Annotated in this window: 1 protein-coding gene (only partly in view); it reads right to left on the reverse strand. The window is 73.6% G+C overall.

Every position in this 13,421-nt window falls within one protein-coding gene, locus tag HC362_RS06075, for a hypothetical protein, read on the reverse strand. The gene is 78,261 nt long; 12,721 of those nucleotides lie to the left of the window and 52,119 to its right, leaving coding positions 52,120–65,540 in view — codons 17,374 (complete) to 21,847 (partial); reading right to left, the first codon wholly in view occupies positions 13,419–13,421. Both codon boundaries (start and stop) fall beyond the window edges.

Here is a 13,421-nt window from a genome sequence, read left to right on the forward strand (position 1 = left end):
ACGTCACGGAGCACCGTGCCCTCCGCCGGCAGCTCCAGCACGCCTCCCTTCGCCGGCAGCTCCTCCACCGGCACGAGCCAGTAGCTCGGCCTGCCGTGGGGCAGCACCGGCAGCCGCCACAGCGCCTCCCGCCACATCGCGGTGTGCGAGCGCAGCCTGTCCAGCCACCCGCGGTCGGTGAACAGCTCCCGGGTCCGCGCGTGCAGTTCCGGCAGGCCAGCGCCCTGGCCGACCAGAGCGGTGAAACGCCCGTCGCCGAGCAGTACCCGCGGATACCGGCCCTGGCCGTGGAAGACCCGCTCCACCTTCCGCAGGGCCCGCTCCACCAGTCCCGGCGGTACGCCGTCGGTCTCCAGCAGCCGCGCGTCCAGCAGCGCACCATCCGTACTGCCCAGGTACAGGGCCTGCACATGGGAGTCGTTGAGGTTCGCGCGCAGCATCGGCACGGGGCCCTGTTCGAAGTGCTGCCGCAGCCAGCGGCGGTAGGCGGCCCGGCGTTCCGGTTCGATGTCGAGCGCGGCCGTGAGTGCGGCGGCGTAGCGGTAGAGCGGAGTGATCCGCGCCAGTCCCGGGGCGTCCAGCACCTCCTTGCCCAATCCGGTGAGGTACACCACCCGGTGCGGCAGCCGCAGATTTCCGAGGATCGCGCCGGGCAGCGCGCCGGCGTGGCTCCGCGAGTTCACGGCGGTCTCCAGCCATCCGTAGAAGGACGCACCATCGACCACCCTCGTGTCGGTCGTGAACTCGTCGAGTATGCCGAGGTCCTGCCCCTCCCGCGCGATCTCCCAGGCCGAATGACCGTCGGGACGCGCCAGGTTGTCGAGCAGCCAGATGTTCAGCAGCACCGACAGGTCGGCCCAGGATGTCCCGAGGAAGCGCAGCACCTGGAAATACCGGCGCGTCGCCTCCGCACGCCCCTTGCGCAGCCGCAGCCCGCGCCGGGTGAGCTCCGCCCGCTCGGCGGCGCTGTAGGGGATGGCCCGCGGTGTGCCTGTGGGCATCCTGGACGTGTTGAGGTGCGGCCGGTCGCGCCACAGCCTGCTCAGGGTGAACGGCTCGGGGTCGTCCGCGAATCCGACGGCACGCACGAACAACTCCGTGAAGGCTTCCTTGCGCTCCGGAGTCCGGCCCAGCAGGTCCTCCAGCTCCTGTGCGGGGGCGGCGGACTGCGCACCGTTGCCCAGGAAGGCCCGCGCGGTTTTGTCCCGGTCGCCGTAGTGCTGGGCCAGGTAGTCCCACAGTCCACGGACCGTCGTCAGCCCGTGCCATGCCGGGTAGACCTCCGCCAGCTTGCCCAGCGCCGCCTCGTGCCGCTCCGTCTGTGCCGCGTACTCGGGTGTCTCGTACAGCGCCGGGTACAGCGGGACGAGAGGCTTCGGCGGGGCGGGCTGCTTCTGTGTGGGCGCGTTCCAGTAGCGGCGGTCCGGGTACTCGGACTCGTCCGCGTCCTGCCAGGCCAACTCCTCGCCCGGGCGCGGGTGCAGCTCGACGCGGCCGTCGGGGTGCGTCAGGCGCCAGAACGACTGGCCGCCCGACGCGTCCAGCAGGAGGTGGAGGACCGGGGCCTGGCCCTGGACCGCCGGGGGTGTGAGAGCCGAGGGCCCGGTGAAGTCACGGGTGCGCAGGCCCGCGGCGTGCGCCTCGTGCAGCATCCGCGACAGCTCTGCCGCGGCGGGCGCGTTGCCGACCGGGGCGCAGGGAAGCGCCCACAGCTCCTGCGTCTCGGCGCGCGCGGTCAGGGCGCGCACTGCCACGCCCTGACCGTACGAGAGGGCGTGCGGGTCGGCGTGGGAGCCGTAGAAGTAGACCCGGGACGGGTCGGTGCCGCGCGGCGCCGTCGTCCATGCCTTCTGCAACCGGCCGGCTTCGGTGAGCCGCCACGACTGCACCTCGCGTACTTCGGGCACCTGGCCCCAGAAGGAGCGATCCGCCCAGTCGCGGGGTGAGAAGAAGCCGTCGCCGACGGGCCGCCCGTCGTGGCCGGTCACCTGCCGCCACTGCAACTCTCCGCGGGACCATCCTTGCGGTGCGCCCCGCATGCTGAGGGAGAAGGACGGGGCCTGGCCGTGGCGCTGCCGGGCGCCGTGGGACTCCTCGGTGTCGGGGCGCTTCTGCTTGCCGTCGTCCGCGTTTCCGGAACTGCGGTCCGGGCCGTGCTCCTGGCCCTGTGCCGAGCCGGGCACCCCGGTGGAGGCGGTGCCGGCGTGGCCGGGGCCCGGGGGCGCGGGCGCCGGGCCGGTGCTCTGCCCGGGGGCGTCCGCGTCGAGGTCGGCCAGCGTGACGTGCCAGTAGGGGCGGCGGTCCTCGCCGGTGCGGGGACGGATCACACGCCTATCGGTGATCCGCAGCGTGGTCTCCTCCGCGAAGCGTGCCCCGTGCTCGTGCGTCACTACCGCGGCCCGACCTGTGTACTCGAACAGCACCCTCGCCTGCCCGGGCGGCAGTTGGTTGAAGGATGCCTCCAGGCCCTCGTCCATCGAGGGGCGCTCCCGATACGCGCCCTGGAGCCGGCCCACCCAGAGGGTCGGCTGGGAGACCGTCGTCTGCGGCAGCTCTGCCGTCATCCAGACCTTCGCACGTCGGCTGGTCCGGGACGCCAACGCCCGTACGGCTGCGACGGCCTGCTCACGCTCCTCCTTCGCGAGCCGACCGGGGTCGCGCGCCAGCTCCAGGTGCGTCAACGCCCTGCGCTGCGCCGCGTCCAACGCGTCGAAGCCGGGAAGGACGAGCACGCCTATCTCCGACAATCGGTCGAAGACCACGTCCTGCGGCAACCGGGCTCGTTCCTGTGCGCCCCGGTCGGCCGTCCGCTCCCACGGCCTCAGCAGCGTGTCCACGGCCCGGTAGAAGCCGGCACCGCCGAGGGCGAGGGACAGGGAGAGGGCGTCGCCTTCCCCGGTCACGTCCTGCACCACCCACCTGCTGCCGAGCACCACGTCCGGCAGGCTGTGGCCGTGCCACGCGGCCAGCGCGTCGCGGAAGGTGAGGACGTCCGCGGAACGCGTGCTCACCAGCCGGTGGAAGGTGTGCATGAGGCGGCCCACGGCCCACGCGCCCGAGCGGGTGGCGAGGCCGTTCGCGAAGCGCTCCGCGTGCACCGTCTGGTCCGGCTTCTGCGGGACGAACTCGTCGGCCACGGCGTGGAAGACGCGCAGCGCGCGGTCGAAGTCCTCCCTGGGGTCCGCCGGTGCCGCTCGCTCCGCCGCCTGGTCGAAGTCCTCCCTTGTGTCCGCCGGTGCCAGTCGCTTCACCGCCTGGTCGAGCGGACGGTTGCCCACCGGGTCCTGCTGCTCCGGGGGCTCCGCCGGCAGTCCGAGGATCTCCGCCACCCGCGCCCGGAGTGCGGTGCGGTGGGCCTGGCTGCGGAAGGCATCCGCGGCGGCCCGGCCGGCCGCGGCGCGCACCTCGGGATCCTCCAGGAGCGCCGCCCGCACGGCCTCCGTGTAGGCACGGGCCGCCTCGTCCCAGTGGTCCGACGTGACGGCCCCCTGCTCCCAGGGCGCGTCCTTCGGGAACGGCTGGTGGGCCGCGCTCACCTGTTCCCTGGCCCGGGGCCGCACCACGAGCCACTCGGGGTCCGGTCCGCCCCGGTGTGCGACCACCCACTGGAGGTCGTGGACGTCGTGGTGGGACCTGCCCATCCGCACGGTACCCGCGGGCCCGACGGCGGGGTGCCGCGAGGAGTCGGCCATGAGCTGTGCCTGCGAGGCCGGTTCGTGCCGCCCGTTCGACCAGGTGAGGCCCGCGTCGCTCTGCGGGAGGACCACCGGCATGTCACCGGGCGCCCTCAGCCCCGACAGCAGCCGGCCCACGAGGTTCCCGATGTCGAAACCGGAGAGCCAGCGCCCGCCGTGCGGGCCCGGGGCCCAGTGGAGGGTCTTCGAACTGTTGAGGTAGAGCCGCGCCGTCTCCGCCTCGCGCCCCGCCCACGGGGTGGGCCGCGGCTCGGAGATCTGCCCGTCCCGGTTGGTCGCGTACCGTTCCATTCCCGCGACCACTCGCTGCTCGGCCTCCCGGGCGAGCAGCGAGTGCGGGTACATGCTGATGTCGAGTCCCTTGCCCGGCCCTCCGGTCACGTGGGCGAGGATCTCCCGCTCCCGCGCCGGGGGCAGGGGCTGTTCGACCCGGCGCACGGTGACGACGTGGAACGCGCCGCCCTGCCCGTCCCGGCCCGCACGGACGCTCCCGGTCCGGACCCCGGTGATCTCCAGTGTCATGTCGTGCCCGGGGAACGCCTGCCCCTTGGCGGGGTCGGCAGCCAGCGGTGAGATGTCGTGCGCGGAGGTGTCCGCCCATTCGAGCACCACCAGCGGCCGGGCCTCCGGCGCCCGCCCGTCGCCCCGCGGCTCCCCGATCCGCGAAACCAGCATGGACGGCACCCGTTCGGGCCTGAGCGTCCATTCGTCGAAGCCGCCGGTCAGCAGCTTTCCACCGACTACCCGGTCGTTCGGGGCCAGTTCCACGACCCGGTACGCCCGGACGCCGGGCGGCGTGGGCGGGAGCATGGCGAGGCCCGAGCGTGCCATGGCCATGCTGGTGACCACCTTTTCCCGGAGCCCATGCTTTTCGATCAGGTCCCATGCGCGTCGCAGCAGCTGCTCATCCGGTTTCCCGAGATCCATCAGGACCGTGAAGCGCGGGTCGGCCGCCAGCAGTTGCGGCATCGCCTCGTTGCCCGCCCGCGCCGATCGGATCGCCGACCCGATACGGGCATACAGCAGGCGCCGGGCTATGTCCTCGGTGCCGTACTCGATCAGCGGGTCGAACAGTGCGGCATCGGTGGACGCCAGGTTCAGTGCCCACACGTGCTCTCTGGTCAGGTTGCGGCCCAGCATGGCGCTGTGCCGCCGCAGGGGCGACCGGGCATAGGCCTCGCGCGTCTCGGCGCGGACGGACTGGAGCCCTTCGACCTCGGTGCCGTCGGCGCCGTCGAGCGCGCGCAGGTCCCGGTCCCAGTTTGCCGCGGCGATCCCTGCCGTAGGAAGCGTGGCCTCCCGCATGGCCCGTCGTATCACGTAGTGGTGCGGCCGGTGTTGCCACTGGCGGTGCCGGTCGCTGACCAGGTGCTCGGAGAACTGAGGCGTCAGTACGGCGTGCACCCAGTCGTAAAGGCCCGCACCGTCGACGACGGACAGGTCCGGGTCGGTCTCGTCCCGTATACCGGCGTCGTGAGCGGCCCGCAGCTTCTCCCACAGAGAGTGTCCGGTGTCCAGGCCCAGCACGGCGTTGCGGAAGAGCAGCCGTTGCCTGCGGTCCAGCGGCAGCATCGCGGCTGCCTGGAAGAGCAGCCGGAGGCGGGCGATGGTCTTCCCGGTCACCCGCAGTCCCCGCCGGCTGAACTCCTCCCCTCCGAAGATGTGCTGGGGCAGCGGCTCGTCCGGTCCGCCCGTCGGGATGCCGGTCGTGTTCAGCTCGGGTCGCTCCCGCAGCAACGCCACGAGCCCGTACCGCGACCCTTCGGTGCCGTGGACGGCCGAGGCCAGCGCCCGGAACAGGTCACCGACCCACGTGCCGGACGAGTTCAACAGAGTGTCCAGCAGTACGACGGGGTTCGCGCCCGCCCCCCGGTCGGGGAAGAACGCGCTCGCCGCCGCCACCCGGCCGTAGTGCTCGGAGAGCAGAGCCCGCAGGTCCTCGATCACGGTCTTCACTGCCGCGCGGCTCTCCGGCTGCAGCATGGCCTGTTCCATGAACTTCTCGTAGTTCTCGGCGACGCCGCGGTGCTCGGAGTCGTCGGCGGCACCGCCGTTCACCAAGACCACGAAGTCATCGCCGCCCGCCGAGCCCCCGGCGCCACCGCTGTCCTCGGAGTGACCGGTGACACCGCGGTCCTCAAGGTCCGCGACAGCACCGCGGTAAAGAGTGTGCTGGTACACGGCCGGCATGCGCGGCGGGTGCGCCACCTGTGGCGCGGTGTTCCAGTACAGCGGCTCGGGAGTGGCCGCGCCCTGCCGCCGGTGCCAGGTGACCGGCCGGTGCCGTACCGGCTCGCCGCCGTCGGGCCCGTACACGTCCCAGCTCGCTCTGCCCTGGACGGCCAGGTGCGCCAGCACGTGCAGCTGAGGAGGCGCGCTTCCCCGCCCCGGCGTGACAGCCATCGGCGCCCCCGAGACGGCGTGCAGGTACAGCTTGTGCTCATGGGCCAGATCGCGCAGTCCGCGCTCGACGGCTTCCCGTTCGGCCGTGCTGCCGTCCGGCCCGGTGACGCCGAACACCACGACCAGTTTGCGCTGCCCGTCCTCACCCGCCTGCCGGGCTGCCGACCGGATCCGGTCGAGGTTCTCCTCGCGGGAGGCGCTGCGCGCCGCCACCCAGTCCGTCACCGCACGGTCCTCGGCCGACAGCGGTATCCGCAGCCGCCCCCACGCGAGCCACGCGCCGTCGTCCCACTCCCGGAAAATGATCTCGGTGGCCTCCGGCAGCCTGTCGTAGAACCAACGCGCCTCGGTGTCCGGGCCGTTGAAGTACCCGGCCACCGCGCCCCGGCCGTCCTGCCGACCGGCGAACTCCACGCGCTCCACCGCGTAGAGGCCGATCGCCTCCGACTCCGGCTGCGGATCCGCCGGCGTCAGCAGTGAGGCCAGATCCAGCGTCGTTCCCGGTACCACGTCCTGGTCACCCGGCGGCACCTGACCGCCGTGGTGCAGCGCCGTGAAGGTGTTCATCGGCGGGATCAACTGGTGTTCGGGCCGCTCGACCATGGTGGCGCCGTCGGTGAGGTCGGCCATTTCGATCATGCGACGGGTGGCGTTCGCGTCTCCCCTCTCGTGGTAGGTCAGCAGGGTCTCCTCCCACCGCGTGCGGGGGCCGACGCGGTAGGTGCTGGGGCCTCGGTTGACCAGTTCCTCGTGCGGGAACGGCGCGTCCGTGCGCGGGCCGGTTCCGACGGCGCCCGGCTCCGGCACCCGCGTCGTGCGCCCGCCCCGGTAGGCGCGCACGTACGACGAGCGTCCCCGTCCGTCCGGCAGCATGTGCAGCGCCGCCCGGAGGCCCGAGCCGTCCGCCCAGCCCAGCGCACCCGGCGCCGCGAACTCCCACACGGTGCCGCCCCACCGCGACGTCAGCTCCTCGTACGTCGCGGTCGGCTGCTCACCGCCGTCGCCGCAGAACAGCACCCACAGGTCGGACAGCCCCTCGCCACCCGGCTGGGACACCCGCCAGGCCATGTACCCCGCCACCTGCTCCGGAGGCACGACGCCGCCGTGCCCGAAGAAGAACAGCACACCCGGGCCGAACCGCAGCCGGTGCCCATGGGCGCCGGGCCACTCGATCAGCGTGTCCACCGTCGGCAGCAGCGGCAGGAACGGCTCCCGGGCCGCCCAGCCCCGCGGGGAGTGGAACCCGGCGAAGAAGCGGCCGACCCCTGCGGCGCCCTCCCGGAACTCGGTCCCGGCCGGTATCACCTGCCGCATTCCACGCGGCATCCAGGGGGAGTGGGCGGACGCCGTCGGCGCCGTGCGCCGGGCCGCCGCCTCCGCGAACCCGCCGTGGACCTGTTCGTTGCCGGTGTCCGAGTCGGTTCCCGACTCCATGTCGGTGTCGTCGGGGGAGGCGGTACCGGGGCCGGGCGGGAGCTGGTCGTCGCCGGCCGGGGGCTGGTGGTCCGCGTCCGTCACCTGGATGTGCCAGTACGGGACGCCGAACTCGTCCTCCGGCTCGGCCCACCGGGCGCGCACCTCCCGCAGCCGTGTCCCGTCCGCGAACCGTGCCCAGCCGCGCGGTGTCGTCGCCGACGCCGATCCCACGTACTCGTAGAGGGCCTGCACGGTGCCGGGCGCCTGCCGGTTTTGCGAGGCGGCGGATTCGCCCGCCTGCCCGGGGGCGTCGAAGAGGACCGTGGACAGGTCCCTCTCGAACACGCGACCGGGCTGCGGGACGGCCGCCGCCTGCGGTATCGGCTCCCGCCACCAGCGCCGTGCCGGCTGCTGCTGACCGGAAGCCAGCTCGCGCACCGCGTCGGACGCCGAGGACCGGTCGGCCGCCCCCAGCTCCTGCGGGTCGCCTTCCACATCGAGCAGGGCCAGGGCGCTCTGACGCCCGCCGCTCAGCCCCGCGAAGCCCGGCACCTGGGTGCGGGCCCGGTCCGCCAACTGGCCGGCTGCGAGCACATCCTGCGGGACGTGCAGGCGGGCACGCAGCGCGGGGTCGTCGGTCGACTGACGCGGTCGCAGCCACGCGTCCACCGCCCGGAGGAAGTCGGGTGCGCCGCGCAGGGCGGCCAGCCGCGCCGGGTCGAACGCACCGACCAGGCTCTCCCAGTCGGACGCGCTTCCCAGGACGACATCCAGCAGGCTGGAGGACGTCGGCGGCAGCATGGCCAGCAGGACCTTCTGGAACTGCCGCATCCGCTCGGGGGCCGAGGACACCAGATTCGTGTAGGCGGAGGTCAGCGCTGACACGACCGGGGCCGTGCCGAAGGTGCGCATACCCGTGGCGATGCCCGGCCGGACGCCGGCTTCCCTCTCGACCTCGTCCGGGTCCAGAGGCTCGCCCGACGCCACAGCGCGGAAGACCGCCCAGGCAGTGGCCAGGGCGACATCGGAGTCGTCGTTCTCCAGCCGCTGGACCGCCGTGTCGAGCGGACGGACGCCGGACGACTGCTGCTGCTCCGGTGTCTCCTGGGGCTGGCCCAACAGCGGTGCGACCCGGTTGCGGGTATCGGCATCGTCCTTCTTGGCCTGGAACGCCGCGACGGCCGCCCGCCGCAGCTCGGCCCGCACCTGAAAGTCCTGCCTCAGCACCTCGCGGAGCGCGGCGTCGTACACGTCGGCGCGGTGCAGTCCGGACTCGGTGTGCAGTACCTCGTACTCCCAGGGGGCTGCCCTGCGCACGGCACGGTGTTCCGCCGCTGACGTGTCCGGGGCCGCCGCCTCGGTCCACTGGGGCGGCTCCCCCTCCTCGGCCGAAACGAGAAGGTGGCCGGCGGAGTCCAGGGGCTCGTCGATGGCTCCGCCGGGGGCGAAGAGGGGCCGGCCGAGGGCACCGGCCATCCGCTCGGCCGGCGAGGACGTCGACTCCGCAGCGCGCCGTGCGGCGTTGTGCAGCGCCACTCCCAGTTGCGTCCGCGCGGTGGCACCCGCCTCGTGCAGGGCGGGCCGCAGCTCGTGTCCGAGGGTCCGGGTGTCGAGCCACCGGCCGCCGTACCGTCCCGGCGCGTAGTAGTACGGCCCGGTGCCGAAGCCGAGCAGCCACAGCGGCGCCTCGGACTGCCGGGCCCACGGTGCCGTCCGCGGCGGGGAGTGCTGCCCGCGGTGGACGGACACGTAGCGCGGCGCGTCGGTGAGCAGCCGGTGCACCATCGCCGCCGTGCCGTGCCCGCCGCCCAGCAGGTGGAAACTGACGGCGGACCGGCCGCCGCCGGTGGCGGCGATCTCGCGGGTGAACAGGTCGCGGTCCCAGACCGGACGCGCCGGCTGGTCGGCGACACGCATGGTGACCACGGTGTACACCGCGCCGTTCGGGCCCTGTTCGGTACGGACGGACGGGCCGGCGTGCCCGCCCGTGTGCCGCAGCAGCACCTCCTCGCCGGTCAGCGCCATGGCCGCCGCCGGGTTGAGCAGCGACAGATCGCGCACCGGCACGTCCTGCACCTCCAGCACCACCGACCGCGGCGTGTGCTCGCTGCCGCCGCCCGCCTTCGCGGCCCGGTGCCTGTGGTCCAGCCGCTCGGAGACCCGCTCCGGCGCGACCAGCCAGCGCTGGAAGCCGCCCACGGGCAGTGGCCGTCCCGACAGCAGCGCGTCCAGACCGAGCCCGCCGGGCAGTTCGTCCTCACCGAACACCAGCCAGGCCGGTCGGCCCACCGGAAGCAGCGGCAGGGAGGCCAGCCCCGAGATCGTCATCGCCGCATGGTCCGGCAACGACTCGAACGCCCCGGCCCGTGCCATACCGACGACGTGCTCGGCGAGTTCACGCGTCGACACGCGCGACTTCGCCTTGGCGGCGAACTCCTTGTCGGCCATGAGCAGCGACGGGTACGGAAGGCCGTCGAGCCGCACCGCACGCAGCTCCCGCTCGATCCGTGCCAGCAGTGCCTCGCCGTCCAGGCCCCGCCCGGCGTCCGCCCACGGCAGGCCGAAAAGCCAGGCGTCGGTGGTCGCCAGACGCAGCGCCGTGTACTGCGCCTCGTCGACGCTGTCGCGGAACGTGGCCCACGCGGCGTGCCGCTCCGCCCAGTCGGCGAACGCCACCCGGGCCTCGCGGGGTATCCGCAGTTGGTCGACCGGGTTCTCCAGCGTCGCTTCGCCGGCCATCTGGATGAAGTCGTCGTACCGGAGGCCGGGCACGCGCGTGGTCCTCGCCGTCTCGGCCAGGTACGCGGCGTGGTGCGGGCACCGCTCTCCGGCCCGCTGCTCCGCGGAGAGCGAGGACCGGTCGAGGCCGGCCACCTCCGTGTGGGCGTGCAGCGCGTCGTAGAGGCGGGCGCCGTCGGTCAGGTGCAGCTCCGGATCGCCCGGATCCCGTACTTCCGCGTCGTGCGCCCCCTGCCACGCCTCCAGCAGCGTCAGCCCCTTGCCCAGCGCCCAGCCGAACACGGCAGGACGCAGGTCCAGCAGTTCCTCCTCGGTGAGCCCGACCATCCGGGCGGCCCGCATGAACCGCTCCACGGGGGTGGTGGAGGCTCCGCTCGTGAGCAGGCCCCGGCGGCCGAGCCGCTCCGCTTCGTGGCGGGGCGCGGCCGGCGCCTCGTGCCACTCCTCGACGGGGAGGACGCCGTGGCCCGCCTCCCCGGCGTCCGCCCCGGGCTGCCGCAGTTGCGCGGCCAGCGTGAGCCGTTGCCGGGGGCCGGTGTTGGCGTGCACGGCGGTGTCGAACGCATCCATCAGGCGGACCGTCGCGGCGCCTGTGGCCTTGCCACGGAGCAGGCGGCGCAGACGCACGGCATAGCCGTCGTGCGGGTGGCCGTCCGTGAAGAACGCACGGGCTGCGAGCGCGCGGGAGCCGTGCGACTGGGCGAGCCGCTCCCACAGCCGCCGCACCGCCTCCTGCATCGGGGCGTGGCCGCTCTTCACCAGGGCGCCCTTGAGGAACTCCATATGCGCCTGTTCGGCGTTCGCCCATGCCTCGGTGCCGTACAGGTGCGGGAACCTGGGCGGGTAGGCGGTCTCCGGTGCCGTGTTCCAGTGCACCGCGCCCGGGTAGGCGTCGGCGCCGACCCGCCCGGAAAGCTCCGGCTGGAACTGCTCGGGCTCCTCGCCGCTGACGGGGTAGACCTCCCAGACATCGGGCCCCGCGGCGGTGTCCGCCAGCACGTGCAGCATCGGCGGGGCACCGTCCTGGCCGGGGGTGAACGCGGTCAGCACCCACACCAGGTGCAGCCGGACACGCGTGGCGGCGGCCGTCAACCGGAACTCCGCACGCACCGCCTCCACGTCGTCGGCGAGCACGGTGACGTCCATCAGCACGGCGAGGTCGCTCATGCCGTCCCCGGCCGCCTGCTCGGCTGCCGACCGGACATTCCCCAGCAGGTCGCCCCGGGTGCCGTCGCGCCCGGTCACGAACGCGGTGCGCTCCGGGTCGAACGGCAGGGTGAAGCGGTCGCCGACGCGCTCGCCCCGGGTGTCGTACCGCCAGCGCACACCCACGGTGGCCCGGTGCAGGTCGCGGTAGTGGGTCCGGGCCCGCCTGTCGGGCTCGTTGAGGAACATGGTGGTCCTCACGCGGCCCTTCTCGTCGCGGACGTGCCACTCCTCGACCGCGTACCGGCCGCGCGTGCCGTCGGTGAGCCGGCGGTGCGGGGGCACCAGTGCTCGCAGCAGCTCCGGCTCCGTCCCGTGGCCCGCGCGCACGAGCAGGCGTGCTCCCTCGTACAGCCCGGCGGCCTCCCCGCGCAGCATCGCGGCCGCCCCCTCGGGGGCGTAACCTGCTGCGTCCGCGGCACGGAGGACCTGGAAGAGCGTCGTGTCCCAGCGCTCGGTGCCCAGCACGCCGAGGACGGAACGCAGGATCTCCGGACGGTCCTCCAGCCGCAGCCCCAAGCTCTTGTGCGTCTCGAAGGCGGCGTGCAGGAACGGTGTGAGGTCCTCGGGGCCGACGAGGTAGCCGCGCTCGGACAGCTCCGTGGTCCGCGACGGCGGCGTCGCCATCAGCGGGGCCTCCGGCAGTTTCATGGACTCCAGCCGCGCCGCGTGGCGCAGCACCGCCTCCAGGAACGCGCCGCGGGCGGGCCGCTCCTGCGCACCGAACAGCGCATCGTCCCGCTGCTCCCCGGCGTCCTCCGGGTACCACAGCTGGTGCAGCGCGTCGAGTGCCCGTTCCTCGGCCGCGTGCGCTGCGGTGTCCTGGGACAGCACCGCCCCCAGCAGCCGCTCGAACGAGGCGGTGCGCTCCGGCCACTCCGGGCCGTACCGCGGCCGGGACAGCGGGGCCTCCACCGTGTCGAGGGCCTCCGGTTCCGCCTGGTCCGGCAACGTGAGGAGCCACGGCGCCACCGCCGACAGCGTATCGGCCACGGACGGCCGGGGCGCACTGCTCGCCTGCTCCGCCCGGGCCTGTGCCTCCTGTTCCGCCTCGATCTGCTCGGCGACGAGGTCCTGGCGCCTCGCGGCGGCCAGGGTCGGATCGGGCTGGGCCTGGGTCAGGTCGAGGCCGGGGAGCGGGTTCGCCGCTCCATCCGGCGCGTTCGCGTCGTCCCCTCCCTGGAGCAGGTTGCGCTGGTTGGACCAGAAGCCGACGTCTTGCGGATGGCCCCCGGCGGGCCGGTCGTTGTACAGGTCGTCGGCGGGCAGCGGCACCTCGCTCGCCTCCCGGCCCAGGTCTCCCTCCCTCGGGAAGCGCAGCACCCGACCGTCCGGACCCACCGTCAACAAGTACTCGGGACCACCCGGCCGGTTGTGCCACCCCGCCTGCCCCGCCGACACACCCTGCGCCAGCGCGGAGTCCTCCGGCGCCGCGAACACCACACCCCGATGCCGCACGGCCCACTCCCGGTAAGCGCCCGGCATCAGGCCGCTGCCGTCACCACACGGCGCCGCCAGCAGATACGTGATCCGCACACCCCGCTCCGCCAGCCCATCGATGACCCGCACAGCCCACGTCGCCACCACCTCGGCATCAGGACCACCGAACGCCGCGAAGACCAACGCTCCGCCCTCCACCGGACCCCCGGACCCCCCCGACACCTGGGTCGTCCCACCCGGCAGCAGCCCGTACTCCGTGCCCACCGGCACACCATCAGCACCCACCCGCCACGACTGGAACGTCACGGACCCCGACACACGCTCCAGCCACCGCTGCCGCTCACCCCACCGACCGGACGGGAACACCCCGGCCCACCATGTGCCGTCCCCGGAGTAGCCGACCCTCGGCTCACCCCAACCCGACAACACCCCCGAGAACCCACGCGGCACCAGCGCGGGAATCCCCGGCACCAGCCTGAGGTGCCAGTACGGCTGCCCGCCGGACAGCTCCGAGCCCTCGGA

It is taken from the genome of Streptomyces sp. 891-h, from assembly GCF_022760275.1.
Taxonomy (GTDB): Bacteria; Actinomycetota; Actinomycetes; order Streptomycetales; family Streptomycetaceae; genus Streptomyces; species Streptomyces spirodelae.